Source organism: Pseudogulbenkiania subflava DSM 22618, from assembly GCF_900177275.1.
Classification (GTDB): domain Bacteria; phylum Pseudomonadota; class Gammaproteobacteria; order Burkholderiales; family Chromobacteriaceae; genus Pseudogulbenkiania; species Pseudogulbenkiania subflava.
In genome coordinates, this window is sequence record NZ_FXAG01000006.1 from 80,325 (window position 1) to 107,324 (window position 27,000).

A 27,000-nucleotide genomic window follows, 5' to 3' on the forward strand; every position below is an offset into this window, starting at 1 on the left:
ATGAAATTAACTTGCGAGTAATACCGCTAAATTATTGGGATCCTGGCCATACACCAACCATTTTCTTGACACTTTTCACTTGACATCCATACTTGTAAAGCAAACGGTTAGGAAGTTGGCCGGAGAGCCTCAGTACCGAGGGATGGCCTGCCTTGAACGGCCACAGATGTTCACCGGGGCTCAAGGTGCCGCAGTTGCAAGTGTTCCATCATGTCTGTGACTTCGTTAAGGAAGCCCCTATGCGATATGAGATTGATGGCGAGGTGGTGACTTTCTACCTAGACAATCCGAAGCGGGACAATCCAAATATCCGCCGGGCTTCGTTCGCGGGAACTGGACTGACTCCCGCACAAATCACACCAATGCTGGATGCGACGGTGGATTCGAGACACGGCTATAGTTTGAGCACACAAGCGTCCGCGACAAAAGTAGTAGTTGTTTTCTTTGCAGGATTCCGTGCGACTGGGGTGTCGTGGCCGACCCATTCACAGGAGTGGGCAATCTTTGTGCTGCACTTCTTCCAGTGGTACTTCACCAACTCTGAGTCGAGTTCTAGAACAGACATACGTTCAACGGTGTGGAGCAGTATTCTGGTGCCGTGGCTTGACTGTCTCAAGGACGCCGAGATCATTCCTCTGGATGTAGTCATCCCCCGCGTGCAAACCAAAAAACTGGCGAGACTTGAGGGGGGCGGGAAGCAGCTCCTGGGCCAGGGACAACAGCGAGTCACCGATCCCGCGATATCCGCCCAAAAGTTGCTGGTTGATGTGTCCTTTGGCATGACGGACACAGATTACCTCGACGCCTTAGAGGAACGGTGTCGCCATTTGGTCGGCGTCATTAAGGAGGTTTGCCTGCTGCATTGGCGGGGAGCGATGCAGGATGCTGAAACTGGCCGCAAGCTGGCTGCCCAGGTGAGCGATGACATGATCGACCGGGCTCTAGCAGAAGAGCGCTACGGGGAGGTGTTGAAGTCGAGCCGTGGACAACTTACCAAGTACGCCAGCCCTGCTCATCCTCAAGGCATCGCGTGGGCTCTTGCATGGGTACGGCACAGTTTGAAGCGAGGTAACACGCGGAACTGTGTTAGTACGCCGACAATGCGGCGGTCGCCGTTCTTCAATACGCAGGTTTTCCATGGGATCAAGTACAAATATTCGGTCCTTGAAGGACTGACGATACTGACAACCGAACAGTGGGAAAATTTCTCCGGTCCTGCACGTTTATACCGGTTCGCCGGACTGCTATCCGGGCTAGATGCGGCGGCAGCGTGCGCTATACTGACCATCGAGCACCCGCAGTTCACGTCTGAGTCACTGCAAAACGCAATGCTCCTTAACGTCCGTGGCAAGCCTCGCCTGCTCGTGACGGACAATACCGAACGCGCGATTCTTGTGATCGACAAACCGCGCGCTGGCAAGCTCAAGTCGGCGGCCTTGTCGGAGCTGGCGCAGGAAATCGTTCAAGACATCATCCGCACCACAGCACCGGTCCGGGAAGTGCTCAAGCGTGCCGGGGACAAGCGGTGGCGCTACTTGTTTCTCGGCGCGCTGAATGATTATGGAAGATCCCGCGTAGGCATTTTATCGGTACTGAACGTGCGTACCGCGTTGTTGCATGGCGCCGGCACCATGATCAGTTTGCCACGACTCTATCCTTTGCTCACGCAGAATAAGCTCATGTCGGGAGCCTTTGATTTCCGGCGCCTGCGCAACACCCTTGGGGTCTTGAAATGGTTTGAAACGGGCTCAATCCTTGAAATGAGCCGCACGCTCGGCAATACGCGCAAGGTCGCCTTGAATAATTATCTGCCGGCGGCTCTGCTGCACGCCTGGAACACACGCATCATCCGTCGCTTTCAGAACACCCTGATTGTGCTGGCGGCTCATGATGAGCCTTATCTGCTGGAGGTGGCGGACTTCTCGAGCCTCGCCGATCTCCAGCATTTTATTGCCCAACTGATTCTCGACTATCCCCCCAACACAAGTCCTTTGGCCGACGAAGTACAGCGGCGCTTGAAAGGTACGTCACCATCACCGTCCGCCACGCCCCCATCCGCACCAGGTTTCCTTAACGTCAGATTGTCCCCCAAAAGCCTAGCCTACCTTTACGCGTTTCGAGACTTGGCGCTTAAGACACTGTCTACCGAGCAGCAAAACAAAGTGGATGCCCTAAGCGGCCTGTCCCCCCGACAATTCATCGATATGGCAAAACTTCTCACGCATGCGGCAGAAAACACCAAACTCCATCCTGCCCTGCGCGATAGTCTGGATGTGACACAGTTGATCGAAACCCACGGTCGAGCCTTGGCGCTGAAGGGAGAGATCGACATGCAGTTTTCCAAGCTGACGCTGAAACGTAAATGGGAGGCGACATGAGAGACTTGGCTGAATTGATCGACTGCCTGCCGCGACCGGAAATTACAACATCATTGAATCCGGCAGACCAGCAATTGACTCAGTTGCTTATCGAATCCGCACGGCAACAGATGAGACCCTACACTGGCAGCTTCGAGGCCGCGTGGCTACTGGTTCCATTTGATAACAATGTCTGGCATACGACGAACCGCGGGCGGGAAGAGTTGATCGATGGGGCGTGGAAAAACACAATCGTGGCAGATTGGCGGGTTCAGCTACCCAATGGGCGCTTACTGACCGATGCGCGGTATGTAACGCTTCTGACCACCATCAAGAAGGTCGCTTTCTTCAGTCGTAACGGGTTGATTAGTGGTCCGTCGGCACCAAGAGCTTGGCTCTATAGCTTAAATATTCTAATTGTCCTTACACGTTTGATGGTTTTGCATGAGGAACAGTTTAAGCCCACAACGCATGGTCTGAGCCTGATTGACCAAGCGGCGCTGGACTGGATCTTCTACGAATACGCGCAAGGCGCCGCTACGTGCTTGCTTCAGATTCCGCAGCGGGCCCTAACTGCCGTTTACCTTGGGGCCCATGGGCTGCCCTGCCCGGAGCCGCTACTGGCGAATCCCTACGCACTCCCCTCCTCAGAGATTACCCCCTTGGTTCACTGGATCGAAAGCCAAGGGGGGTACGAGAAACTAAAGATGGGGCAGTATTCGGGAAAGGCTATGCTGAGCCGTAAATGGCTGGCTAGTCTTATCCACGATGATCCCCGCGCCGTGCAGGGTTGCAGAGTGAGTCGCTTCTGCCGGCAGTTCGAGTTGGAGTTGGCAGGGAATTCGCTACTTATTTCATTAAAGCAAAAGACGGAATTTCCCAGCCATCTCACCGTGTTAGCGGGTGAAGAATCCGACTGCACCACGGAAAGCACACTCTATCAGTTCACCTACCATTTTGGATCACTTCTGGATGCGCATCGCCACCTGCCGACTTTGATACCCGATCCTGCAGGTCTTTCCCTGCGGCGCGCCAATCGCCTTGCACAACGATTCACTCGTCCTAATGGTCATACACCCTTAATGCCAATCAACACGGGGCTGGTATACCTCGATGTGGCGATGCGCTTCGTCCATCTCTATGGCGACGCTATAGTGGGCTTGTATCTGGATGTGGTTTCCAACACTCAAGTGAAAAGTAAGAGCAGACCCGATGCCCTAAACACCACCCTCAAACGGCAGGCCCAACACTGGTGTGTCGCATCCGGTAAGCCGATCACGACCATTCTCAACATTACGCAGTTTGCAGGGCCTGGAAGGCAGGTTAGACGCGACTTCCATCGCTATCGTGCGAACCCGACACTGGATGAGGGGCTTCGGGTTCTGATTGGATCCTGTATCGTCTGCATGGCGATCCTGAAGCCCTCACGCGAAGAGGAATTGACCCACCTGAAACGCAACTGCCTCCGTCAGGATGACAACGGCTACTGGCTGAACTTCCAACTCGGAAAGAGTAACGTGAAAGGCGTTGAAGCGTGGCAGGAAGCGGACCGCCCGGTTCCGGTCATCACGGCAAGAGCCATCCAGCTGCTGCAGCGCCTGGGTGCAGGTCTGTGCGACATCTTCGGCGGCACCACAAAGCATGCCGACAATCTGTTTTACCTGCCCACAATGGCCGGGAACAGCGCTTTAAGCGCGGATAGCAAACTCCTCAACACCCATCTTGATGACTTTTGTGACTTTGTAGGCTTACCCCCCGACAGTGAAGGCCGGCGCTGGTATGTCCGCATCCACGAAATGCGCAAATGGTTCCTGCTGCTGCTCTTCTGGTCCGGCCGCTTTGACGTACTCGACGCCGCCCGCTGGATCGCCGGCCACACCGATGCCGCTCATATTTACGCCTACATCGAAAAGGAATTCCCAGGCGAGTCGCTGCCGCAGATCGAGGCGCAATACTCTGAGGAGCGCCTGCGCCGGCTTGAGAAAGGACAGTCCGGAGTTGAAGACGGTGCTAACGCTCTGTACGAGACGGTATTGAAGCACTTTAACGTGAACTCTCTGACCATGATCCCCGACACCGAGTGGACCGGCTACGTGCGCGCACTCCGAGAGGCAGGCACGTTTCATCTTGAGCCGCACTCGATCCGAGATGAAGACGGCGTGGTGGTAGGGATCAACGTCAGTTTTGTCATGCGGGAACAGTCATAATGGCTGGACGCGGCGCATACCAGAAGAAGGCGCTAAACCTCCAGAATGTCCAAGCACGGGAGAAATTTCTGCTCGATGGCATTCTGGCCCCCGCCAGCGTCGACAAGGCCGCCCGTGACGCGATGATCGGGCAGCGGGCCTTTGCCGCGCTTAATCTCCCCCGGCTCAAGATTACGCCAATTGCCCTCAATACCATCAAGAGCCTCTCGAACGAAACCTTCACTCAGCCCGACGATGAGGGGCGCACGGGTTTCGAGTACCTGAATGCGCTGCGCGTACGACTTAACGAGTCTCTGGCAGGCGTGGCGGTGGTGCGGACCACCGCCGCCAGGACCGAGCGCGTCGAGAACAAGACTAAGCATTTGCAGGCGCGGCTCACCGCCGCAGAAATACAGGGCGTGAAACGCCAACGGGCCTACCTCAGCTTATACACGGCGATCAATGGGCTGATCAAGGATAGACACATGCCTGTAGAGGCTCAGCAGCGGCTGTATCGCATCCTTGAGAACCACCATGCGGCGTTTGCCGACCTCTTCGATCCCAACGCCCCCAATCCTCAGGTTGAGCAGACTCTAAACGAGCTAGGCAAGTCGCAATGAACAGGCAACTGTTTCACGTTCTGCCAACAATGGAGCTGCCCGTTTCCGCCATCAGGCACGATGCCGGCACGCATGTCACGACCCAGATCATCCCTGCCTTCCCATTCATGTACTGGCCGAGCAACAAGCCATGCGAGCCGGTCAACATGTACCTCCTCGACATTGCCCATGGAGTCACCGGGGGTACTCTCAAGACCTATGCGTCCGATCTGAGCCACTTGGTAAGGTACTGCGGGGTGAACAACGTGGGGATTGAACACTTGAACGGTGCCCACCTCCATGCTCTGTCCAAGCAACTACAAGAGAAACGCTCGCACCGGCATCCGCTTGAACCGGCGCGCGACAGGAACACCGTTCGCGGCATCCTGAGTCGATCGATCCAGTTCCTGCTGTGGTATCAGGAGACGTTCATGCCGCACCTGAGTACCCCGCTTATTGGCGAGCAATCTGTTTCTCCGCAGATCATAGTCAAGCGGGTCAAGAATGACCGTGATTATAGTAGGGGGAGGCACAGCGAGTATTACTACACACACACGGCCATGCCCCCCCCGGAAAATCGCGAGCCAAAGCGCCCCATCGCACGCCCGATCATCGAAGACATACAACGAGCCATTTATCGACAAAGTGTCCTTGAAGAACGGAGTGAGCGATTCACACAGCGCTATGCCAACAACCGCGATCTGTTGCGGGCGCAACTCGAATACATCCGAGCGCGCCGCATGTTTATGATCTGGATGATGATGCGAACCGGCTTGCGACCGGCCGAATTGATCGAGATGAGCGTCAAGGATCACGAAAATATCCTTACGACTAGAACCCTGAAGATCCCGACCAAGAAGCGGCGCAAGGTAACGGCCCCTATCCGACACTTCCCGATCTTGCTAGATGCAGCAACGGTCATATACCGCTACCTGCTGTCCAGAACCGCTTATTGCGACGCGCTCAAGCGAGCTGGGATCGATCCTGAACCCGGAACAGCATTCTTCCTCACCCTCGGAGGCAAGCCACTCCAAAAAACGTCCCTTGAAAAAGACTTTGAGCGATTGGTCGTGCTGGCGGGTCACAAGGATATTCAGGCTTGTCTGAGCATGTTCCGTCACCGGTTCATCACCTATGAGGTCACAGTTCACCTAAAGGAATTTATCGAGAATTCAGGCAAGTCGCGCCAGATGATGACCGACATCGATTACGAATCCATCCTGAAACGCGTCTCTGACAAGACCGGCCACGGGTCGGTAAAAAGCCTTTGGCAATACATCGATCTAGCCTGGGAGGAACTTGGCGTCTGGGCCAGCACGGACAAGGCGTTAGCAAGGCTCCACGCGTTTGACCAGCTATTTGCAGACGGCCTTCTGCTCAAATATGAACTCGAATTGTCCGGAAAGCATCTCCCGAAAGAACTACAGCCTTTCCTTGACCGACTTGCAGATATCCTTGCGCCAGCCAAAGAGCAAATAGAGGGAAATGAGCCGGGCGGAAAAGCATGCAAAGTGTGAAACTGCAGATTTCGGTGCAACTGACCATTCATTCCGGCGAAAGTTGGCCATTTCTGGCCTCCTGTGCTTGTGGTGACTGACCTCTGCTACAGGTAGTCAGTCTCCTGCTCGATCGAAGCAGGCGCTCAACACATTCATTCTGATCGCTTGGTTATCGGCCAAAGCGGACGAGCATGCCAATGCGCTAGGATGACTGCTATCCGCAGCCATTACCAGACATTGATCGACCGAGTCGCGTCTGCGAGAATTCATCTTCCAGAACAAGGACGAGAAGCTATGCACCCGGCTGAGAAGTACAACTCCATCCGCAGAATCATCTTCTCGGGTGTCCATAAGCACGGATTCGATGAGGCGCTGAAGTGGCTTGAGTCCACGTACCGTTCCCAGCTGGATCCAAAACACTACCGCGGACTTAAGGCCGAGCTTGCGTTTTACCGTGGGTACGGAAAGGAACTGCAGCTAACTGTTGCCGGTGACATGGGTGAGCATGCCGACTTCAGTGGGCTGTATCAAGGTCAAATTTGTCGGTTCGATGTCACAACCAACCTTGCCTACAAGGACTTTTCTACCTACGAGCCCTTCATGGGCGAAGGTCCCCGGTACAAGATTGCCCTGCTTAACCAGAGTAGTTTTGAAGTGATTGATGTCCTGGATCTCGCTTTTAAGCCCTGCACCGATTGCGGCGGCCACCTTATCCCCTGCGTAGCTCTGCTGGGTCAGAACTACAACCGGCACGGCGAGGCCCAATGGTCAAACGATCAGCTCCTTATGGACGTGTGTACTGGGTGCCAGCGGTACTTTGAGCGAAATCGATTCACTACGACGGGAATGCTTAGCCCTCAAGAGGTCTTTGACAGCTTGGATGACAATGAAGATTCGGCATCCGCGATCACTGCCCTGCAAGACCACGTGCTGAACGCATACAAGTATTTCCGTCCTGAAGCTGATGCAAACCTTATGGCTTTGGCTGAACATTCCTACAACGTTACCGAACGCGATGGTGGTGGATACTGGGCCTTTCGCATGGTCTTCAAAAACAAGGCCGTCGCTGCAGAGCTGCCTGACGAAATAGAGTGCCCCCACGAGGTCTGACGGCTGTATATGGACTCCTCCCGGTTTGCACACATTTCACAGTTCTGGGGTTCGGATCGACTGCTTACGTATATCCGGCCTCTGAGTTGGGCTTAATCGCCCGGGCCATAATGGGCTATCCGCGCGCCAGATCCTTATTGCTTTGTCGTGCTGTTTGCACTTGGTCACTTTTTGGGTTACTCCGACGCCGGTTCGACCTGTTCGCCATCACTGCTTCATGCTGTGCAATCGTGAAGATGGGTTAAGCGTTGATCATCTCGTTGCCGAGGCCCTGTCCAGCCTGAATGCTCAGGCCGCTGTATCTCCGGCCAGCCCATAATCTGGGTCGTAATCCGCCTCTCGCGTCATCAGCGCCCAGGCTAGGCGTACTGTCTTGTTGGCCAGGGCGACCGCGGCAATATTATTGTTGCGACGAGCGCACAGGCTTTGAATCCAGCAACTGAGTCGGTCTGTTTGTGTCGCAGCGGCGCGAACTACAGCTCGCGCCCCGTGAATGACCAATGTACGCAGATAGGTATTCCCTCGCTTGCTGATCCCCAGCAACCGGTCCTTGCCGCCACTGCTGTGCTGACCGGGGACCAGCCCCAGCCATGCAGCAAGATCCCGCCCCCGTTTGAAGTCCTTGGCGTTTCCAATGGCGGCCACCAGTGCGGTGGCTGTAATGGGGCCAATACCGCGTAGTTGTTGCAGCTTTCTGGCCAACGCATTGTCAGTGGCTTGGCGCACCATGTCCTGATCTACGATGGCAATCTGTTCGTCCAGATACACCAGATCTTCGCGCAGCCCGTCCAGCAGATGACGGAAGCGCGCCGAGAGGCCGTTTTCCGCATCTTCCAGGATGAGCGGCAATGCTTTGCGCAATTGTTTCACGGTCACCGCGATCACGATCCCATACTCTGCCAGCAAGCCTCGAATCTGATTGACCTTGGCGGTGCGCTGGTGAATCAGTTCGGTCCGAATGCGGTGCAGCGCCTGCAGATCCTGCTGCTCGATAGTTTTGATCGGCACAAAACGCATTCCCGGCCTGCTGACTGCTTCGCAGATCGCTTCAGCGTCGTTGGCATCGTTCTTGTTGCCCTTCACATAAGCCTTCACAAATTGCGGGGCAATCAACCTGACCGTGTGTCCCATTGCTTGCAACTGGCGAGCCCAATGATGGGCACCGGCACAGGCTTCCATGCCGATCAGACAGGGGTCGAGTTTCTGGAAGAACTCCAAGAGCTGATGACGACGCAGCTGCCGGCGACACACTGGGTGCTCATGAGCATCCACACCTTGAACCTGGAAAACGTTTTTGGCCAAATCGATGCCGATGCGCATAATCTTCATGGTGGACTCCTCGTTTCGTTTTGACTGGTTTGTTGACGCTTCCAGTCTGGCACGTTGATGCCGTATCAGGAGGGAGGAGTCCATCCCATTGCTTTGGGCCGGGTGCCGTCCTACGCCGATGACGAAAGCGGCTATTGACCATCATCTGTGGCTGAACGGCTGGTAAGCGGCACATTGCTGCCTGATTCTGGCCAGAGACCAAGGTCAGCATCGGCCGAACTGGAGACTACTTCTAGGTCTGTTGTGAGCTTCCGCTCTTGGCCGTTATGAGACGGTGGTCAGGGCCTGCAGCAAGACTATCCGCCTATGCTTGCAGGTCAGCGACAACCAGCGCCTGAAAGCAGGAAACTGGCTGCACTGGGTTTAGCCACGCGGATGGTTTCCGAGTTGGCAGCCTGCTGGCCGTTCAGCACGACACATCAGGTGCGAGTATTTCTCGCCTCTGAGGATTCATTCGTCTGGAGTGGAGCGCTGACCGTGGCGGGTCTTGCAATACCTCCAGACCAGGGCGGCGGTCAGCAAAACGCCCACGGCGAAACCCAGGGTCAGCGACATGCTCAACAGAATGTCGTGTGGGGTAAACATGCTCGGGCTCCTTGTGCGTGACGAACAGGATAACGGGTAGACCTTCAGAAGGATGGTAGCAAGCCCGAAGGCCGTCTCAAGGGGTGGCCTCCCGTCATGGTCCGCTAGGCCGGGGCAGCATGCCCTTTGGCCCGCTCGGTAAATGGCCTCATCTAGGGAAGCCGACCCAGTGGGTAGCCGGCTTGACCTGGGCCGTGTCAGGTCGCGCGGAGGGACGTCAGTCCGGTGCGGATCGCGTCGTCCAGCGCCGACATCGCCCGCTTCTCCGTGTCCGACACCACGGTCAAGCCAATGGCGTTCGCGGTGGCTCCCGTCAAGAAATCGTTGATGTCATTGAGGGTGCTGCGCAGGTCCGCCGCCTTCAGCACGTAACGTCCTTTGGCGGAATTGAGTGCCCATTTCACCAGGTCGATCGAACTTTGTCCGGCCAGACGCTCCATTTGCCCGACCCCGGGCACGGTCCCCAGCGCGGCCAGGATGCGCTCCGCCGGGGTGAGGGGCTCGCCGGTCCACCAATTCGTCCCGGTGTACAACTCATAGACCGACAAGAAATTCCCCACAAAAGGCACCGCTTCCACAACCGTCTTTCCCCTGCCGGAGAGGAATGCTCTGAACTTCCCTAACTTTTCAGGGATAGCAGGAAGAAGCTCCGGGACCCGGGGATGGCGCCGCCACAGTGCCGAGGTTTTCTCCAGGAGGGACGGGAAGTTGTCCCGCACTTTCTGTCCGGCAAACCAGCCGAGATCCTTCTCCAGGCCCTGGGCTATGTTCGGCAGCAGCCGCGCCAAGGCGTCGGTGTTCCCCCCTTTGTCGATGGGGAACTGACTGCCGTTCAGCTTATCCGGCAGCGTCAGGGCCACGCGCTGGACCCGGCGCGTAGACACCGCCACATGCTTCGTCAGATCCAGATCGATAGAGCGGTCGTTGGTGTTCACGATCGACACGGTCGGTTTCAGAATGCCCGAACCGAGGCACATCACGGCCACGCCAGGGGCGGGCAGGGAGAAGTGACTGAGGTCGTTCGGGATCGGCGTGTCCGCCTTCATCGTGATCATGCGCTGCATCAGGTCGGCGACGGCCTGCTGTGCCGAGGCGACGTCGTGCAGTTGGTTCAGGTCGAAGCCCTGGCCCGCGCCCGACAGGTCGTCGACCAGGCTGGCGATGTCCCGCAGCGGTGCCAACAGTGCCTCCTTGTTGCGCGCCAGCTCGAACTCCAGCGCCCCGGTCGGCCGCACCTTGTTCAACAGCTGGCGTGTGCGGTCGGTCAGCCCGACGTTCACGGTCTTGTCGCCGACGGTCCGCAACAACCAGAGCAGGGCCTGCAAGTCGGCCCGCAGCGCCCGATCGGTCTTGCTGGCCACCAGCATGTCGCGATAGAGCGGGTACAGTTCGCTCGGCAAGAGTCGGTCGAGGGGGACCAGCCGGAAACGCTCCCCGGCGATGGGCGCCGGGATGCACGGGTCGAGGCAATAGCCCTGCTCGGTAAACTGGCACGCGCCCCCGGCCGGCAGGGTGAGCACACCCTTACGGATGCCGAACGCGCCCGGCGTCGGCGTGATCAGCCGTTTGCCGCCGGCCTCGACGAGGGCAGACGCCGCATCGAGCTGCCGGAAGAGCGGGACAAAGGCCTGCGACAAGGCGGCGAACTCCGACAGCGTCAGCGTCTCCTGGCGCTGGGCCACGCTGAAGGCCCGGTTCCAGTTGGCGACGGCGAGCCGCAATGACGTCGGCGTCACCGCCGGGTCCAGGCCGCCGGCGAGGGTCTTTTTCTTGAGGAACTGGTCGAAGATCGCCGCGGCCAGTTCGGCCTGCCGCGCTTCCTCGGGCGTCATGGCGCGCCCGGAGTCGTACTCCAGTTTCGGTCCCAACAGCTTCCCCAGCGTGCCGTTACCGGGGGTGGCGCAGCCGGCCACGCCCAGGACCGGCGTCGACAGGAGCAGCCGGCGCAGTGGGTCAATGGACATCCGTTATCCTTATGAATGATGGGTCGGGTGGTTTTATCGGACAGGGCTTTCCCTGGCATCGGCCACGTGGTGGGCACTATCCCCAGCCTTCAAGGCGCCCCCTCGCACCAGAGGCGAGGAGAGCGTCGCCGGTATCGGGTCAAGCGGGGCCGGGGAGGCTGAATGAGCCGGTGCGGAAGGGCGCCACCGCGGTGTGCCGGGCGCACCACGACCTCCCCACCGAACCGGGCCACGCCAGTGGCCTACCGGGCGACGAGGGGGTGCGACGCGGTGGCCGTCTGTTACCCGCCCCTCGGCCGACGTCCATCTTCAGCCGTGAAGCGGACGGTCGCTCAGGACTTGTCCAGCATGCGCTCGTGAACCCAGCCGTCACCGGTCTTCACCACGATCGTCTTGCCTTTGACGGTGTCACCCTGCAGCACCACCTCCTTGCCATAGGCGGCCTTCACCGCCGGATCCTGGGACCAGCCGGCGGCCTCCTTGGCCCGGAAGGTGTAGTTCACCTGACTCACGGTGAAGCCCATCAATTGCGAGGGCTCGGTGAAATTGGTCACGTCCACCACCTCGAGCTTGCCGTAGCAGAAACCCTTGTTCTCCTTGCCCCAACTGGCGTAACTCTTCTGGCCTTGGTCGCTCAGGGCATAGGTTCGGTAGGTGTGGTTGGCTTTCATGAGGCCTGAGCCGGAGGCTTCCTGGGTTTCCGTAACCGTCAGCAGGCCCACTTTCACCAGGGCATCCAGTTTCGGCAACGAGTGAACATTCATGTCAAAGGAATTTGGGCCGGTCCAGACCTTGAGGGGCAGCGTTTTATTCGTCACGTACAGGCACGCGGGATTCGCCTCGTAGTAGGCGTTGATCGCCTTGCTGAAATTGTCCTTGGAGGCGGCCTTGGGGTCCGAGCAGCCGGTCAGGGCGACCATCAGGACTACGGCACACGGGGCGATCGAAGCGATCTTCATCAGATTCCTTTCTTGTTGGTGTTGAGATGAGGTTGGGGATGCGCGCCGCCGGTATGCGCTAGAACCCTGCGGACGAGCATTACCCGGAGTGACCTGCACCGCTGGCCGCGAGTCGGAGTCCTCCGCATTGCACTGCAATTTTGGGCTGTGCCGATTGAGGCCTATGGGCACATGTGCCTATAGGCCGTGGACCATAGGCTACAAGAAAACGACATTCGCTGTATATGTCGAATGCACAAATCTTGGATATCGGGCAGATTTTTGGGGAGGTTTTACGCCGATACAGGTCGGCTCAGAACATCTCTCAGGAAGAACTCGCCTTTAAGGCAGGAGTGGACCGCACATACGTATCTCGCCTAGAACGTGGCATCAGACAGCCAACCATCACGACCTTGATCGGAATTGGCCAGGCGTTGGGTGTCTCCGCTGCGGATTTGGTCCGTGAGACGGAACAGGAATATCTGAATCGGAACAGGTAGCCGAATGGGACTAAACAGTTCTTGGCAGAACGGTTCGATAGTCTCTTGTCCGGCCGTTGTGGCTATTGGCCGCAGGATCCAAGCAAGTCCGCGATGAATCTAAGGGCGGACGTCGGCGATGCATTGCTGCATGGCCTCAGTCATACACAGATGTGTTGCTAGCACGCAAAGTGCTGCTGCCTGACTTGCTTCGCACCGATGCCAGTAGATGCGTCGAAGCACGGCAACTGTTTCATTACCGCTGCCGAAGTCTCCGGAGGGTTGCCGGAACTTCCACGTAAGGTAACTCACCACCAGGACCATTAGCAGGCCGTTGAAATAGTCGCTTATTTCTTCCCCAACCCACTTCGTTTTGAACAAAGTGGGTCAATTCGAACGGCCCGAAGCCAGATTTGGCGGCTATTTGCCGGGATTGCTGTGTTTCACGCCGGATTTCCGGCGGTTCTGGGCGCAATTCGCCCTATACATGCGATCCACCCCAGGCACCGGACAGACTGCCCATACGGATCAGGTTGTAGGTGGCAAATGCCAACAGCGTCTGCCCTGCCAGCTTGGCGCGTCCAATCAGCTTGGTCTTGCGCAAGCCAGCCACGGTTTTCAGCCAGCCAAAGCCTTCCTCGATCCGTTTGCGAATGCGCTGGCTGACCTGGTAACCCGGATGGCGCGTGGTCCGACCATCGATGGCGCTGCCGCTTTTCTTGCTCGCCACATGCGGCGTGATGCCCAGCTTGCGGCAGCCGCGTACGAAGTCGCGCGTATCGTAGCCCTTGTCCGCCCCGACAGTGCTGCCGCGCTTGGCATTGCGAGCCAGCATTCGGAGAGCTTCCTGGCGTTCGGCGGTGCCGTTGGCTTCGGAGACGGTGACGTCCACGATCAGACCGTTGCGGTTCTCCATCAGAATGTGCGCCATGTGGCACAGCCGACTGGCATCGCCGGAACTCTTGCGCATCAATTTGGCTTCAGGGTCGGTGCGTGACTGGTGGGTTTTGTTGCTGCGCTTGTCGCCATGGAAATCGACGTTGGGATTGCGGCTGCCATCGCTCGGCGGCGGGCTGTCATCGTCCTTGCGCACAAAGCTTTTGTGTGACGCCCAAGCATCGATCAGGGTGCCATCGACGCTGAAGTGCTCATCACTGGTGAGCTTGCCCCACTCGGCCAGGGTGCGGACGCGCAGGAAGAAACTCCTGGCGACCTCCTCGGTGAACAAACGGTCGCGGTTCTGCGAAAAGGTGGAATGGTCCCAGATACGGGCATCGATGGAGAGGCCAACAAACCAACGGAATAGCAGGTTGTAGTCCAGTTGCTCGACCAGCAGGCGCTCCGAACGGATCGAATAAAGCACCTGCAGCAGAGAGGCCCGCAGCAGCTGTTCGGGCGGAATCGGCGGCCGACCGATGGCCGAGTAGCGGCTATCGAACAGCTCATCCATGCTGGCGAGCACCAGGTCGACCATCTGGCGGATCTTGCGCAGCGGGTGCGACTGGGGAATGCGCTCCTCCAGTTGCACGTAGCTGAACAGATCGGTTTGTTCGTCGTGTATGCCTCGCATCGGTCGCTCTGGCTTATGGGATCAGGAAATTATACCAAATGGATGGCCGGCTTTTTCAACGGCCTGTTAGGACTCGGTCTTGTTGTCGATGTGTTATCGACCCGATGCAAATCTGCTCGTTGCGATTTTCTTGCGATGACGAATCTCGGCAAGCTCTTCTGGTGTGATGTCGAAATCACAGGCGGGGTAGAGATTCGGGAGCAGCGAGCCGAGGGCATGGACCGGAAACCCGGCGCTAACCTTGCCTTTGGGCGAGTCGGACACCAGGAAACCCTCGCCGATGAGATCGCTCAGTACGGATCGTGCTGTTCTCTCGGCAAGACCCGTAATCCGGCTGGCTTCCCCACGCTCAAACTCGCCCATCACAAACGCGTGCAGATACAAGTGGGCGGCTTCCGGTTTCATGTCGGTGTGCCGGACCTTTTGAAAGTATCCCGAGGCGCGAGCCTGGAAGTGTTCCCGGGAGAACATCGACGCCATGTATTTCGCCTGATCAATCGCGGTTTGCATGCCGTATCGGCAGAACTCGGCCAGCCCCTTTTCTGTCAGATTGCCTCGTCCATCCAGGGCGCCATGTCGGGCCTCGTCGGCACCGGCCAGGTAAGCCTTGTACTGGTCCGAGGTCTTCGCCAGCCCGCGGGACATCGACCACAGGCTGGAGCCATTGACTCCGCACGCCCGAAGCATCGCGTCCAGGGTGATCCGGGCGACGCGGCCATTGCCATCCAGGAAGGGGTGAATCCAGGCTAACCGGTGGTGTGCGGCGAACGTCGATACCATGCTGGTGAGCTTTGGCAGCCCCCCCTTTTGAGCCCATTCAAGTCGTTGCCCATAGACCTGTTGATACCGGTCCATGAAGCGTCCAAGGGTCTCGGCTTTGGGCGCGAGGTGCCGTCCCACCTGCACCTCCCGAGTGCGGAACTCGCCAGGCGTCATCATGGAGCCATCGTCGAGCCGCAAGAGCTCTTCCGGAAGGTGCTGGCAAAATGTTCGATGGACGTTGAGTAGAAATGACTCGAGTGTCTCTTTGCCGAGAGACTGCTGTTTGGCCCAGCGATCCGCTTCGATGTGAGCCAGCGCAAGGCTCTGCAAATTCTTCCTGTCGGCCTTCTCCGTGACCTCGTGCAATGCCTTGTCGATGTCGCTGGGATGCATTTTGTGGCCTTCAATGAGGTTGCTGTAGTAGCAGTTCAGGCCCTCGACGAGTTCAGAGAGGCTTTTGGCCGTTGCTGGAATGACCGCCGCGTCGAGGCACGCAGACGCCTCTGAAAGCTCGTGGGCAAGCCCGAGTAGATCTTTGAAGATTGGGCGGGAGTCGTCTATGACGAGCGGCTCCATTTGAACGGGATTGTCGTAAAAATCAACCATATTGAGCCTGTTTTTTTCGATCTTTTGTTCAGTGCGAAATAGCATTCCAACTGCACACCTAGTTGCATCCTCACTGCGTACCAATGACTATTCGTGCTGCAAACTAGTTGCAGGCGCTGCCCCCTTCTGACCGCTGAGCCGGTGATATCCAAGGCAACATCCCAGTCATTCTTGTGCCCCGACGCCGAATGCCAACTTTCTTTCCTTGGAAGCTGCTGCTTCCGACCCAGGCTGTGTAAAAACGCCCGGTGCTCTAGCTGCGCGGGGCGTGAGTATAAGTGTCGTCTGGCGGTTTGCGCCCCAAGGTTGGCTTCGGACCTCGTGTTGGGCCTCAACGCGGTGAGCGGTCGGTCCAGTTGGTCAGGGTTCAAGCGTAAAGGTAGGCCTTTCAGGCCTGAACGACCTGCATCAGAGGCCTGATTCCCAGGATTTTCATCATCCGCTTCAGGTTGTAGGCGAGCACATGCAGGCTCATTTCGGTCCTTACGTGCTCAAGGGTTTTGGTCAGAAAGTGCGTGGAGCCCATCCAGAATTTGAGGGTCCCGAACGGGTGTTCGACTGTTTGGCGCCGGATGCCCATTTTCTCGGGCTCGCGATCCAACCGTGCCTGCATCGCATCGAGTACCGCCTCATGCTCCCAGCGTTTGATGCGTCGCTCATTGCCGGTGGTGCATTGCGCCTTGATCGAGCAGCTTGGACAAACCGAGCACCAATAGGCATGCAGGGTCATCCCTTTCTCGACGGTCGAGTAGTGTTTGATCAGGCGCTGTCCGGCCGGACACTAGTATTGGTCATCCTGCGCCAGGTAGATGAAATCCTGCTTGCCGAAACGTCCTTCTGCCTTGCTGCCCGAGGTCAGCGGCTTGGGCACGTAGGCCGTGATGCCGGCTTGTTCGCACTGCAGGATTTCTTCGCCTTTGAAGTAGCCGCGATCCGCGACGACCGTCAGGTCCTGGATGCCGGTGGCGGCCTGGGCCTTCTCGGACATGGAGGCGAGCTGCGCGCGGTCATTGCCCACATTGGTCACCTCATGGGCAACGATCAGGTGGTGCGTGGCATCGACCGCCGTCTGCACGTTGTAGCCGACCACGCCGGTACCCCGGCCACTCGTGGCCATGGAGCGGGCATCTGGATCGGTCAGGGAAAGTTGCTGGTCCGGCTCTTCACGCAGCCGCGCTTCGATTTCCTTGAGCTGCGCCATCTGCGCCTTGAGCTTCGATATCTTCTCCTGCAGCCGGATTGTCTTGGCTTCAGCCTCCGCCGGCTGGGTACGGTCGGCGGTATCCATGGCCGCGAGATAACGGTCGATGCTGGCTTCGATCTGTTCCAGGCGCCGCTGGACCTTGGCGTTGGTGTAGTTCTTGTCGCGGTTGTTGACCGCCTTGAACTTGCTGCCGTCGATGGCCACGATGGCTTGGGAGAACAGCTCCAACTTGCGGCATAGCGCGACAAACTGGCTACCGACCTTGCGAATCGCCGCACCGTGATCCTTGCGGAAATTAGCAATGGTCTTGAAGTCCGGCGTCAGCCGACCGACAAGCCACATCAGTTCGACATTGCGCTGCGCTTCGCGCTCCAGGCGGCGGCTCGACTGGATACGATTGAGGTAACCGTAGATGTAGATCTTCAGCAGGACTGACGGGTGATACGACGGCCGACCGGTCGCCTGGGGATCAACGCCCTTGAAGCCGAGCTGGCCGAGATCGAGCCCATCGACAAAGACTTCCACCACCCGCACGGGGTTGTCCTCCCCGACGTAGTCGTCGAGACACTCAGGCAGCAAACTGACCTGTGCGCGGGGAACCTCCTCGATGAACCGCTTCATGCCGACATCCTGCTTGCGCCGAAGACCCTACTCTACCGGCGGATAGGACGTTTTTACACAGCCTGGACCCGTTGTAGTCATTCGACGTTCGGGTAGTTCGACGGCAGGTTCACGAGTAGAAGCGGTCATGCAACAGGACCAGCTCTAGAGACGCAATGCCGGTGTCGCCGGGGCGGCGGGATCAGCGCGGCGAGGCGGTCCATTAGTTCGAGGGGCGTCAGGATCCTGCTGACGCGTCCGCCCGACCCCGGCTGTGGGCTTTCATAGACGAGAAGCTCCAGATCGATTTGCCGCTGACGTTTCTGCGCAAAGGCCGAGCCGGTGCAGTGGCGTAACAGGCGTTTCCGATCTTCGCCGGTCACTCCCGTCAAGGCGCACACCGGCATCGAGAGAGAAACCGCTGTCGTGGTCGCAGCGGCGCATGGCCTCGACCTCGGCCTCGTCCAACAGGTCGCTCCGGATGAAGAGTCTGGCGATCAGTTTGCTGAGGGTTACCTGCAGTCGTGCCAGACCTTCCGGAGTGAGGCGCGCTTCCTGAAAACGCAGGCTCTCGGCATCCTTTCGGACAGACATTGATGACTACCGCGTGAATGTGCGATGGGTATTCATCAACTCTCAGAACGGTGGATGAAGACGACGGCGCCGATGCGCGCCTAGCTATCCAATTCCGGAAGGCGTTGCCGCAAGCCTTGTTCGATGGCATGCAGAAAATAGTGCAGCACGGCGTTCTACAGTTCGGCGTCGTCGAGGCGATGGACTGCGACTTTCGTCACGAAGCGGATATCCCAAAAATTAACTTGCCGCTCTCACAATACTCAGTATAAATAAAAATACCAGGCAAGAGGCGGGAGACGTGCATGGTCAAAGAATGCAGATGGTTCAAGGGGGGCGCGATCACTCTGTGTCTAGTCTCTTCCCTTTCGTGCAACGCTTCCGAGTATGGCTTTCCCCTGTCCTTGAGACTGGGGGCGGGTGTAACTCCTTCGGACCCAACCGATAGCTTCCCCTATTGCTTCGACTTCAAGACCCGCTTGATTCCAGGCTCGGCTGGTTCTTCCCTATTTAGGACCAGCCTGATCAAGACTCGCACGGATTTTTTGCGAGAATTGAGTGTATCTGCGTCAGCCGCAGGCAAATATGCCTTCTTCAGCGGCGCCGCATCTGGCTCACTCGACGAGAAATATTCATTTTCATCCGACAGTCTGACTTGGATTGTCTACTTACAAACCGATCTTGGGAAATCAGAAGTATATGATGAAAGCCTCAAAGCTTTCGCAAGTCAACTTATAGAATCAAAAAACTTTGCTCAGTTTGCCACTCGTTGCGGACAAGAGCTTATAACACAAGAGCGTCGAAAAGCATCTGTTTCAGCGATATTTAGCATAAGCAACATATCGCAAGAGCAACGTAAGACTCTTGAAGGCAAATTTTCTGGCGAAGCCAATACAGCCATTTTTAGTGTAGAGGCGTCAACAAGCTTTCGAAACTTCGTCAAAGAAGCAGCCAAGACCAGTCGAATCACCGTAGATGTCGTTACTGTTGGAGGTAGTGGCGCGGCTGACTTGGCGGCTCTCTTTACAGATTACTCTGATCTGGCCGCGATCAGCCAGATACTGCGCACTTACACAGCAAAGCTCTCATTCGACAACTCCAAGGCGACTTCATACCAGTCGACAAAGATGACTCGTTATGGCTGGGGCGGAAACGTTGTTGACTTTAGTATCGCTGATATCGCCCTAAGTGACTATTATATTACCTATCGAGATATCGATATTATAAAACGGAAGGCATACGATTTGTTAAATATGGCGGCGCAGGGGCAAATTGAACTCACTACGGATCAGACGAACACACTTAAAAAGGCGTACTCGGATAGTGACGCCCTCATAGCCAAAATCGTACAAACTGCCAGGGCCTGTAGAGATGACGAGAAGAAATGTATTTCTGCAGTTGCATTCACCGCACCCAGTGTTGCTTGGCCTAAGCTCGACCCGGTTGGTACTCTTGTCCAGCGCAAGAAGACCGTAGAATGCAACGAATCACCCGGACCAATTTCCTTTCAGGTCAAGTTCCAGTGCAGCCAAACGTCCGTATTCCGAGGCGTAGCCAAGTGGGCCAACATCTCTAACGTCGACGCAATAGACAGATTCGGCCAGCGATACACGCCAGTCGTTTCAGCGGAGTCAATTGACCTCCGTAGCGCCTATGAGGAGATGAATAAGCAGTATGGCGGTGCCTTAACCGAGGGCGCATTTCTTGAACTGGTCACTGGCGAAACAATCGGATCGATCGCCGCTGCAAAAGCTCGAGGATGGAGTATCCGAGAGATGACATTAAGCTTCCTCTTCGGGGCTCAGTCCGCGAATACTGGCGGGCTTCAAACCGCACTTGACTTCACCTTCTTTGACGGGAAAGGCAATCGGACTGGGCGTCAAGCGTTTATGTACTAACGGAGAGTTTAGATGAAATATCGAATCTGGCTATTTCTGCTTTTGTTGTCGGCGTTCTCCAGCTTGGCATTCGCGGCAGATAAATGCGATGAGGCCGCGAATGGGGCTAAGCAGAATGTCGATCAAATCTATTTGCCGAAGATCGACTTGTGGATCAAAGTAAGCAAGGCATTAAAGGACAAGGGGCTAGATCCACGAAAGTATCCTATAATAATGCCAGATGGATCGGTCGAATTGCTTGATCTAGTAGATGTGGTGGAGAAGCTCATAAAGCAGCGGGCTGAAGCATATAATCAGATTCAGACCGCTGGAGATGATTGCAACCGGGGTATAGCACCTTATCAAAAGGCACTGGATATTGCAGTGTATTTTGCTACCGGGGGACTTTCAGCGATCCTTCCGCCAACGATGACGAAAATTGATGCGAGTCAAATCCTCAGCGGCAACCCACTAGGCGGGCCCGGGGCTTTGATCCCAAAACTCCGCGAGGACATTTTGAATGGGCTCGGCATTCATGGGGATGTAGCTTGTGGCATTCGCGATCCTTTGAAATTTATCCGAGGAGGTTGCTAAGATGATTTTAATAACTAGACGACTTGCCATCTACCTCGCGTTGCCTTTAGCAGCACTACTTGGCAACGGCAGTGCGTTTGCTCAGGACGCTTGCAGGCAGGCGGCGGGACAGCAGGACTTCCAGATTCGCATAAGCTACGGTAACCAGATTGATTTCTGGTTAAGGATCGCTGGGGCCTTGCAAGCCAAAGGGGTAAACCCGGCGAATTTTCCGCAGGCGATGCCTGATGGCTCTGTCCAAATAATCAATATACCGTTCCTAATTCAAATGCTGGCAACCCAAAGAGATACCGCACTCGGTGCGATTTTTCAGGGCTTTCAGCAATGCGAAGCCGGCTATGCGCCTTATCAGCAGATAGTTAATACAGGCGTATTCTTTCTGACGGGTGGAATGTCTCAACTTTTACCACCTGCTGCGGCACACGTAGACGTGAGTCAAATACTTGGTGGCACTCCATTTGGTGGTGAGACTGCTTTAGTGCCACAGGCACGAAGTCAAGTTCTGAATGGACTTGGAATTGGCGGAGACGTGCGAAAGGTCATTGAAAACCCACGATGCATTTTTGGTTGCTGACGCTTTTTGAGCTTTGGACGGAGTCCCGTCCGATATCATAGCGTGAGGTACTGCACACTGGCATTGGTTTATCAGCCCCATTACAAGTTATACAGGCTCAAGGCTGAATAGTTGCAAGGTGGCACGCCTCAATGATTGGAAATTCAACCGCGATCTGTGGAGTATTTACGCACCTGCAACCCATCGTCAACAACGGATCTCCGCCCGATTCTCCTCTACGCCCCGCAACACCTACTGCCCATGCATGCTTGAGGCCTGTAAAACGCTGTCTCCAAGGACTTGCTAAGGAGTACAGCGGTCATTCAGATGGCTGCTCTGTGGAGAAGTCACCCGGCAGCATTTGGCCAAGGGCTGCTTTCGCTTGCTGTGTAATGCCATCGCCACACCCTGAAATAATGACGAGTATTAAAGTTTATATATAAAATATATTCTTTTTAATAATTTTACCTGAGTTCGTGAATAACATATAAATCTCCTTGTCAACTGCCGTTTTTCATATGACATGCCAATCGTATTTTCAATGCTTACCAAAATTACGTAGACCACTGACGAAATTGGCTTACTATTTTCTATAGATCAGTGCTTTACGATATAGAGAAGACACGCCTGTGCGTACGCATCGAAAATTACCCAGTTTTCAGGGGCTAGTGCGCGTTGAAAACTACCCAGGGTGTTCAATCCCCCTGCTGAATTTTTCAGCAGGAGAATGGAGTGATCACCATGAAAGAACTGGGTATTGTTCGCAGGCTGTACTACCGGGATGGCCTATCGCTATCTGAGATCGAACGGCGAACCGGGCTGACCCGCAAGACGATTCGTCACTGGCTCAAGGCGGCGGAAGGCACGGCGCCGAAGTACCAGCGGAAACCGGCTGAAACCAAGATCGCACCGTATGCGGCGCAGCTCACCAGGCTGCTGGAGACAGACCAGCACCGTCTCAAGCGCGAGCGCCGCAGTGCGCTCAAGCTATTTGCCGAGCTCAAGGCGGCCGGGTTCACCGGCGACTATAGCCGGGTCACGGCCTTCATCCGGCAGTGGCGGGCCGATGGCGGGGCTAGTCAGGCCAAGGCATATGTGCCTCTGCGTTTCGAGCTGGGCGAGGCCTTCCAGTTCGACTGGAGCGAAGAGCGCCTGGTGATCGGTGGTATCTGGCGCAAGATCATGGCCGCGCATCTCAAGCTGTGCGCCAGCCGCGCCTTCGTCGTGCAAGCCTATCCCACGCAAAGCCATGAGATGCTGTTCGACGCGCACACGCGTGCATTCACGGCGCTCGGCGGCATTCCACGCCGCGGCATCTACGACAACATGAAGACCGCCGTCGACAAGGTCAAACGTGGCAAGGCCCGTGCGGTCAATACCCGCTTCGCCGCCATGGCGTCGCATTACCTGTTCGATCCAGATTTCTGCAACGTCGCCTCCGGTTGGGAGAAAGGCGTCGTCGAGAAGAATGTGCAGGACAGTCGCCCACGTATCTGGCAGGAAGCCGCCAAGGAACGGTTCAGTAGCTTCGCCGAACTCAACGTCTGGCTGCTCGATCGTTGCCGCGCGCTGTGGCAGGAACTACGCCACGGAGAGTACGAGGGCCTTACCGTTGCTGAAATGCTCGAACATGAGCAACCACAGATGATGCCCATGGTCACGCCGTTCGACGGCTATGTGGAGACACTGGGCAAGGTCAACAGCATCTGCCTGGTGCACTACGACCGCAACCGCTACTCGGTGCCCTGTGAGCAGGTCGGCAGGATGGTGAGCATCCACGTCTATTCCGAACGGCTCGACCTGGTGGCGAACGATGCTGTGGTAGCCACCCATCTACGCTGTTTCGGCAACAACCACACGAGCTACGACTGGCAGCACTACATCCCGCTGATCGAGCGCAAACCGGGCGCGTTGCGCAACGGCGCGCCGTTTGCCGACATGCCGGGTCCGTTCCAGCGGCTACGGCGGCTATTGCTCAAGCGCGAAGGTGGAGTCCGCATCATGGCCAAGCTGCTTGCCACCGTGCCGCGTTCGGGGCTGGAGGAGGTGCTGGTTGCCGTCGAACTGGTTCTGGAGTCGGGAAACCCGAGCGTCGAACACATCGAGAATGTGCTGAACCGGCTCAAGCAGGCGCCCATGCCAGAGCAGGCGGAAACGGTGCTGGCCGTCCAGGAAGCGCCAATGGCCGATCCGGAACGCTACGACAGTCTGCGCACGGGGGCCAACCATGCATGAGATCGCGAGCAGGCTGAAGGCATTGCGGCTTTACGGCATGGCGGGTGCCTGGGATGAGATCGTCGCGCAAGATGCCCAAACGGCCATCGAGTCATCGCGCTGGCTGATCGAGCACCTGCTGGCGGCGGAGGAAACCGACCGCGCCATGCGTTCGGTCAGCTACCAGATGCACGCGGCCAGGTTCCCTGCGCATCGCGACCTGGCCGGCTTCGACTTCAGCCAGTCCAAGGTGGATCAGCACTTGATCGCAGAGCTGGCGGACCTGTCGTTCACCGACAGCGCGCACAACGTCGTGTTCATCGGTGGGACAGGCACCGGCAAGACGCACCTGGCCACCGCGCTGGGCGTATCAGGCATCACGCGTCACGGCAAACGCGTACGCTTCTTCTCCACGGTCGATCTGGTGAACTTGCTGGAGCAGGAGAAAGCGGCCGGTAAGGCGGGCAAGCTGGCGTTCGCGTTGATGCGCGTTGATCTGGTGATCCTCGACGAGCTGGGCTACCTGCCATTCAGCCAGGCAGGAGGGGCTTTGCTGTTTCACCTGCTGTCAAAGTTGTACGAGCATACCAGTGTAATGATCACCACCAATCTGACCTTCGGCGAATGGGCCAGCGTGTTCGGCGACGCCAAGCTGACGACGGCATTGCTCGATCGACTGACGCACCACTGCCATATCGTCGAAACGGGTAACGAGTCCTATCGGTTCCGCCACAGCAGCGATACGGCGAAATCGAGAATCAAGGCTAGGGAGAGAAAGCGGATGGAAGGGTTGGATGAAGCCGATCCATTCTAAGCACTGACCAACCGGGGGGTGAGGATCGCGGTACCGAGCCCGGTATCTGTGACACAGAACCGAATCTGGCCAGCTGAATGTACTAGACTTATCCACAGCCACCCCTATACGGAAGTGGCATTCCTCCCTGGGTAAAATTCAACGCGCAGAGGTGGGTAATATCGGACGCGCAGCGGACAGGGCAACCTCAGAGAGTGATAGAGCACCGTCCCCCTGCCTGCCGGCAGCTACTTCCAGGCTGCATATCTAGAACTTTTACGATATTCCGCTTCCCCTTCTGGGGTTATTGAGCTAGTTTTGATTATGTACAAAATCAAGATTAACTCTAGACGTTATGAGCAGCCCCAGCAAAACCACAGCCACCGTAGCGGACCTTGCGCGTAGCTTCCCTGGTCGGATTCGGCAAGTTGCCTTGGCTCCCCCGCCCATGACCATCCCGTTGTTGGCGCGTGTGGCCCATGCCGGTTTTCCATCGCCCGCGAGCAACTATCTAGACCAGAGCCTGAACCTGCATGACTACCTAGTGGAAGACAAACCGGCGACCTTCTTCATGCGTGTGGCGACGGATGACATGAAGGGTTTCGGAATACAGCGGGGGGACATCTTGGTGGTAGACCGGGGCCGCACTCCCCAACACGAGCAAATCGTGGTGGCGGAGCTGGATGGGGAATTTGTCGTGCGCCAGTTCCGCCAACGTGGCAACCGTATGGCGCTTGTGTCTCATGGTGAGCACCACCGAGCAACGCTATTCGAGGAGGGGCAGGAGCTACGTGTATTCGGCGTGGTAACCAGTTCCATCCATCAGTTCGTGAGGACGCGATGAAACCCCAAGTGTTTGCGCTGGTGGACGCGAATAAGTTCTACGCAAACTGCGAGAAGGTCGGCAGGCCGGACCTGCGAGATAGACCCGTGGTGGTGCTTTCCAATAATGACGGCTGTGTTGTTGCTGCCTGTGAGAAAGCGCGGGCGTTAGGCATCCCCATGTTCGGCCCCTTCTTCGAGGTCGAAGCCCTGTGCAAGCGCCACAATGTAGCCGTGTTCAGCTCGAACTACTCGTTGTATGGCGACCTGTCCGGCAGGCTGATGACCGTCCTAGCAGAGCACGCGCCAAATATGGAGGTCTACTCAATCGATGAGGCGTTCTTGGACTTCACGGGGGTGCAGGATATTGAGGACCGTGCCCACCGCTTGAGGCAGGAGGTACTGCGCCGTGTCGGTATCCCTACCTGTGTTGGCATTGGGTCAAGCAAGACTTTAGCAAAGCTAGCCAACCACACAGCGAAAAAACGCCCTGAATGGTCCGGGGTGTTTGACTGGAGCTGGCTTAGCGAGAGCGAGCAAGACAGGCTGCTTTCTGAAATCGAGGTTGGGGAAGTTTGGGGCATCGGAAGGAGGCTGACAGAGAAGCTAGGCGCTATGGGCATCACGAACGCCTTACAGCTCAAGCACGCGGACCCCAGAAGGATTAAACGCCGCTTCAATGTGGTAACGGAACGGACGGTGCAGGAACTCAACGGGGTAAGCTGCCTGGCTCTGGAGGATGTCACCCCGGCTAAACAACAGATAATCGCCTCCAGAAGCTTCGCGCATAAGGTTAAGGACCTGAGCACACTGGCGTCCTCCATTGCTCACCACACGGCAAGGGCAGCGGAGAAACTAAGAGAGCAGCAGAGCACCGCACGGCTCATTGGCGTAAGCATCAGTACCAGCACCTTTTCAGAGCACGACCAGTATCACCCGTATACGGTAGTGCCATTGGTACATCCAACGGACGATACCATCGAGCTGACCCATAGCGCTCTCGCTGGCCTACGCTGTATTTACAAACACGGTTACCTGTACCACCGGGCCGGGGTCATCCTCATGGAGATTGGCCCTAGAGAAGTGCAGCAGACGGATATGTTTGCACCGCTCCCCAGCCCTCGCCGACACCGCCTGATGGCGGCACTGGATGCTATCAACCAAGAGTACGGGCGCAGCACGATACACCTAGGCGCGGAAGGGTTGAGCAATCGGTGGGAAATGCGGCAGGACTTAAAATCCCCGTGTTGGACGACACGCTGGGACCAACTCATAGAGGTACGCTAAATGCCACGCCCCGCCCTCAATGCGCCAGACGAAGAATGGCACGCATGGATAGAACTCAATGAAGAATGTCCCCCCGAAGAAAACCCAGAAGACGACCCTGTTTTAGCGCAAGAGCTAGCCGAATGTTATGGTGTTCTCAAGCAGCGTGCAATTCAGGCTGCCAACAAGGCTCTGCTCTTCACTGACGAAGAAATGCAGGTCGTCCAAGCGCTGGCGGACCAGTTCTATCAAGGTTATTGGAATGATGAACTTCGGGAGTTATGCCTGGGAGTTAACTGGAATAAACCTGTCATTCGAGGACAATGTACCTCATTGCGTATCACGCAAAATGATGAGCAAGTCCTAATGCAATCCGCTTGCATTGCCATTCCTGCCTTGAAGGGAGATGAGAGACCTCCTTGCTCGGAGCCGTTTCCAGTCCTAAAACCCGACTTTTCAAGGCAATACTCATTATTCCCGGGCTCAGAGTCTAAATAGATGGCAGCAAATAATTCTCGAA

At 56.7% G+C, this 27,000-nt stretch carries 22 protein-coding genes and 1 pseudogene; 15 read left to right on the plus strand and 8 right to left on the minus strand.

Annotated features, from left to right (window positions below; all coding sequences use genetic code 11):
• The first annotated feature begins 185 nt into the window (after positions 1-185).
• The 5 genes from B9N72_RS07510 to B9N72_RS07530 all read left to right on the plus strand — a co-directional run bounded on the left by B9N72_RS07510 (position 186) and on the right by B9N72_RS07530 (position 7,751).
• A complete protein-coding gene (locus tag B9N72_RS07510) occupies positions 186-2,378 on the plus strand; it encodes a hypothetical protein (protein WP_159453026.1) in 2,193 nt (730 codons plus the stop codon).
• Positions 2,375-4,564 carry a hypothetical protein gene (locus B9N72_RS07515; protein ID WP_143477768.1) on the plus strand — a complete coding sequence of 730 codons (2,190 nt, stop codon included), beginning with the start codon at positions 2,375-2,377 and terminating at the stop codon, positions 4,562-4,564. The genes B9N72_RS07510 and B9N72_RS07515 overlap by 4 nt, the downstream gene beginning before the upstream one ends.
• Complete coding sequence (locus B9N72_RS07520; protein ID WP_085275809.1) at positions 4,564-5,163, plus strand: hypothetical protein; 600 nt, start codon at positions 4,564-4,566, stop codon at positions 5,161-5,163. The genes B9N72_RS07515 and B9N72_RS07520 overlap by 1 nt, the downstream gene beginning before the upstream one ends.
• Positions 5,160-6,659: a site-specific integrase gene (locus tag B9N72_RS07525; protein WP_085275810.1), complete on the plus strand. Its 1,500-nt coding sequence runs from the start codon at positions 5,160-5,162 to the stop codon at positions 6,657-6,659. The genes B9N72_RS07520 and B9N72_RS07525 overlap by 4 nt, the downstream gene beginning before the upstream one ends.
• A 189-nt stretch (positions 6,660-6,848) precedes the next feature.
• The gene (locus B9N72_RS07530) at positions 6,849-7,751 is read left to right on the plus strand and encodes a hypothetical protein (protein WP_143477769.1); all 903 of its coding nucleotides are present in this window, start codon (positions 6,849-6,851) and stop codon (positions 7,749-7,751) included.
• A 288-nt stretch (positions 7,752-8,039) separates the two neighbouring features.
• Here the strand turns inward: B9N72_RS07530 and B9N72_RS07535 are convergent, their stop codons facing one another.
• The 4 genes from B9N72_RS07535 to B9N72_RS07545 all read right to left on the minus strand — a co-directional run bounded on the left by B9N72_RS07535 (position 8,040) and on the right by B9N72_RS07545 (position 12,588).
• Complete coding sequence (locus tag B9N72_RS07535; protein ID WP_085275812.1) at positions 8,040-9,080, minus strand: IS110 family RNA-guided transposase; 1,041 nt, start codon at positions 9,078-9,080, stop codon at positions 8,040-8,042.
• Between the two features lie 450 nt (positions 9,081-9,530).
• Positions 9,531-9,665 carry a hypothetical protein gene (locus B9N72_RS21580; protein WP_268808239.1) on the minus strand — a complete coding sequence of 45 codons (135 nt, stop codon included), beginning with the start codon at positions 9,663-9,665 and terminating at the stop codon, positions 9,531-9,533.
• A 197-nt stretch (positions 9,666-9,862) separates the two neighbouring features.
• On the minus strand, positions 9,863-11,629 hold the full coding sequence (locus B9N72_RS07540; protein WP_085275813.1) for a pre-toxin TG domain-containing protein: 1,767 nt from the start codon (positions 11,627-11,629) through the stop codon (positions 9,863-9,865).
• Positions 11,630-11,961: 332 nt separating this feature from the next.
• Positions 11,962-12,588: a hypothetical protein gene (locus B9N72_RS07545; RefSeq protein WP_085275814.1), complete on the minus strand. Its 627-nt coding sequence runs from the start codon at positions 12,586-12,588 to the stop codon at positions 11,962-11,964.
• A gap of 224 nt (positions 12,589-12,812) precedes the next feature.
• Here B9N72_RS07545 and B9N72_RS21700 point away from each other — a divergent pair, with 224 nt between their 5' ends.
• A complete protein-coding gene (locus B9N72_RS21700; protein WP_200810900.1) occupies positions 12,813-13,067 on the plus strand; it encodes a helix-turn-helix domain-containing protein in 255 nt (84 codons plus the stop codon).
• A gap of 460 nt (positions 13,068-13,527) precedes the next feature.
• Here B9N72_RS21700 and B9N72_RS07555 read toward each other — a convergent pair whose 3' ends face one another.
• The 4 genes and pseudogenes from B9N72_RS07555 to B9N72_RS21705 all read right to left on the minus strand — a co-directional run bounded on the left by B9N72_RS07555 (position 13,528) and on the right by B9N72_RS21705 (position 18,195).
• Positions 13,528-14,616, minus strand: coding sequence for an IS5 family transposase (locus B9N72_RS07555; protein ID WP_085275815.1), 1,089 nt, complete (start codon positions 14,614-14,616; stop codon positions 13,528-13,530).
• 93 nt (positions 14,617-14,709) lie between these two features.
• Complete coding sequence (locus B9N72_RS07560) at positions 14,710-16,029, minus strand: Fic family protein (RefSeq protein ID WP_085275816.1); 1,320 nt, start codon at positions 16,027-16,029, stop codon at positions 14,710-14,712.
• A 343-nt stretch (positions 16,030-16,372) separates the two neighbouring features.
• A pseudogene (locus tag B9N72_RS07565) lies at positions 16,373-17,809 on the minus strand (IS1182 family transposase).
• A gap of 125 nt (positions 17,810-17,934) precedes the next feature.
• Positions 17,935-18,195 carry a transposase gene (locus B9N72_RS21705; protein WP_085275817.1) on the minus strand — a complete coding sequence of 87 codons (261 nt, stop codon included), beginning with the start codon at positions 18,193-18,195 and terminating at the stop codon, positions 17,935-17,937.
• A gap of 237 nt (positions 18,196-18,432) precedes the next feature.
• On the opposite strand from B9N72_RS21705, the gene B9N72_RS07575 reads away from it, so the two are divergent.
• From B9N72_RS07575 to B9N72_RS20680, 9 genes are all read left to right on the plus strand, one after another.
• Positions 18,433-18,633, plus strand: a complete 201-nt coding sequence (locus tag B9N72_RS07575; RefSeq protein ID WP_143477770.1) for a hypothetical protein — start codon at positions 18,433-18,435, stop codon at positions 18,631-18,633.
• A 33-nt stretch (positions 18,634-18,666) separates the two neighbouring features.
• On the plus strand, positions 18,667-20,259 hold the full coding sequence (locus tag B9N72_RS20675; RefSeq protein ID WP_143477771.1) for a hypothetical protein: 1,593 nt from the start codon (positions 18,667-18,669) through the stop codon (positions 20,257-20,259).
• A gap of 12 nt (positions 20,260-20,271) precedes the next feature.
• A complete protein-coding gene (locus B9N72_RS07585) occupies positions 20,272-20,832 on the plus strand; it encodes a hypothetical protein (protein WP_085275820.1) in 561 nt (186 codons plus the stop codon).
• Position 20,833: 1 nt separating this feature from the next.
• Positions 20,834-21,406, plus strand: a complete 573-nt coding sequence (locus B9N72_RS07590; RefSeq protein WP_085275821.1) for a hypothetical protein — start codon at positions 20,834-20,836, stop codon at positions 21,404-21,406.
• A 720-nt stretch (positions 21,407-22,126) separates the two neighbouring features.
• Positions 22,127-23,620, plus strand: coding sequence for an IS21 family transposase (istA, locus tag B9N72_RS07595; protein ID WP_143477772.1), 1,494 nt, complete (start codon positions 22,127-22,129; stop codon positions 23,618-23,620).
• On the plus strand, positions 23,613-24,413 hold the full coding sequence (gene istB, locus B9N72_RS07600) for an IS21-like element helper ATPase IstB (protein WP_085275823.1): 801 nt from the start codon (positions 23,613-23,615) through the stop codon (positions 24,411-24,413). Before istA ends, istB begins: the two co-directional genes overlap by 8 nt.
• A gap of 427 nt (positions 24,414-24,840) precedes the next feature.
• Positions 24,841-25,236 (plus strand): LexA family protein, encoded by a 396-nt coding sequence (locus tag B9N72_RS07605; RefSeq protein WP_159453028.1) that lies wholly within the window; start codon positions 24,841-24,843, stop codon positions 25,234-25,236.
• Positions 25,233-26,501, plus strand: a complete 1,269-nt coding sequence (locus B9N72_RS07610) for a Y-family DNA polymerase (RefSeq protein ID WP_085275825.1) — start codon at positions 25,233-25,235, stop codon at positions 26,499-26,501. Before B9N72_RS07605 ends, B9N72_RS07610 begins: the two co-directional genes overlap by 4 nt.
• Positions 26,502-26,978 (plus strand): hypothetical protein, encoded by a 477-nt coding sequence (locus B9N72_RS20680; RefSeq protein WP_143477773.1) that lies wholly within the window; start codon positions 26,502-26,504, stop codon positions 26,976-26,978.
• Positions 26,979-27,000 lie beyond the last annotated feature (22 nt).

What these genes read in the sequence shown, in the direction of transcription:
- B9N72_RS20675 (WP_143477771.1), top strand. Translation starts at nt 18,667, where the DNA reads ATGGTCAAAGAATGCAGATGGTTCAAGGGGGGCGCGATCACTCTGTGT.
- B9N72_RS07535 (WP_085275812.1), bottom strand. Translation starts at nt 9,080, where the DNA reads ATGAAGATTATGCGCATCGGCATCGATTTGGCCAAAAACGTTTTCCAG.
- B9N72_RS21700 (WP_200810900.1), top strand. Translation starts at nt 12,813, where the DNA reads ATGTCGAATGCACAAATCTTGGATATCGGGCAGATTTTTGGGGAGGTT.
- B9N72_RS07605 (WP_159453028.1), top strand. Translation starts at nt 24,841, where the DNA reads ATGACCATCCCGTTGTTGGCGCGTGTGGCCCATGCCGGTTTTCCATCG.
- B9N72_RS20680 (WP_143477773.1), top strand. Translation starts at nt 26,502, where the DNA reads ATGCCACGCCCCGCCCTCAATGCGCCAGACGAAGAATGGCACGCATGG.
- B9N72_RS07530 (WP_143477769.1), top strand. Translation starts at nt 6,849, where the DNA reads ATGACTGCTATCCGCAGCCATTACCAGACATTGATCGACCGAGTCGCG.
- B9N72_RS21580 (WP_268808239.1), bottom strand. Translation starts at nt 9,665, where the DNA reads ATGTTTACCCCACACGACATTCTGTTGAGCATGTCGCTGACCCTGGGT.
- B9N72_RS07610 (WP_085275825.1), top strand. Translation starts at nt 25,233, where the DNA reads ATGAAACCCCAAGTGTTTGCGCTGGTGGACGCGAATAAGTTCTACGCA.
- istB (WP_085275823.1), top strand. Translation starts at nt 23,613, where the DNA reads ATGCATGAGATCGCGAGCAGGCTGAAGGCATTGCGGCTTTACGGCATG.
- B9N72_RS07520 (WP_085275809.1), top strand. Translation starts at nt 4,564, where the DNA reads ATGGCTGGACGCGGCGCATACCAGAAGAAGGCGCTAAACCTCCAGAAT.
- B9N72_RS07555 (WP_085275815.1), bottom strand. Translation starts at nt 14,616, where the DNA reads ATGCGAGGCATACACGACGAACAAACCGATCTGTTCAGCTACGTGCAA.
- istA (WP_143477772.1), top strand. Translation starts at nt 22,127, where the DNA reads ATGAAAGAACTGGGTATTGTTCGCAGGCTGTACTACCGGGATGGCCTA.
- B9N72_RS07540 (WP_085275813.1), bottom strand. Translation starts at nt 11,629, where the DNA reads ATGTCCATTGACCCACTGCGCCGGCTGCTCCTGTCGACGCCGGTCCTG.
- B9N72_RS07590 (WP_085275821.1), top strand. Translation starts at nt 20,834, where the DNA reads ATGATTTTAATAACTAGACGACTTGCCATCTACCTCGCGTTGCCTTTA.
- B9N72_RS21705 (WP_085275817.1), bottom strand. Translation starts at nt 18,195, where the DNA reads ATGCCGGTGTGCGCCTTGACGGGAGTGACCGGCGAAGATCGGAAACGC.
- B9N72_RS07515 (WP_143477768.1), top strand. Translation starts at nt 2,375, where the DNA reads ATGAGAGACTTGGCTGAATTGATCGACTGCCTGCCGCGACCGGAAATT.
- B9N72_RS07560 (WP_085275816.1), bottom strand. Translation starts at nt 16,029, where the DNA reads ATGCTATTTCGCACTGAACAAAAGATCGAAAAAAACAGGCTCAATATG.
- B9N72_RS07545 (WP_085275814.1), bottom strand. Translation starts at nt 12,588, where the DNA reads ATGAAGATCGCTTCGATCGCCCCGTGTGCCGTAGTCCTGATGGTCGCC.
- B9N72_RS07525 (WP_085275810.1), top strand. Translation starts at nt 5,160, where the DNA reads ATGAACAGGCAACTGTTTCACGTTCTGCCAACAATGGAGCTGCCCGTT.
- B9N72_RS07585 (WP_085275820.1), top strand. Translation starts at nt 20,272, where the DNA reads ATGAAATATCGAATCTGGCTATTTCTGCTTTTGTTGTCGGCGTTCTCC.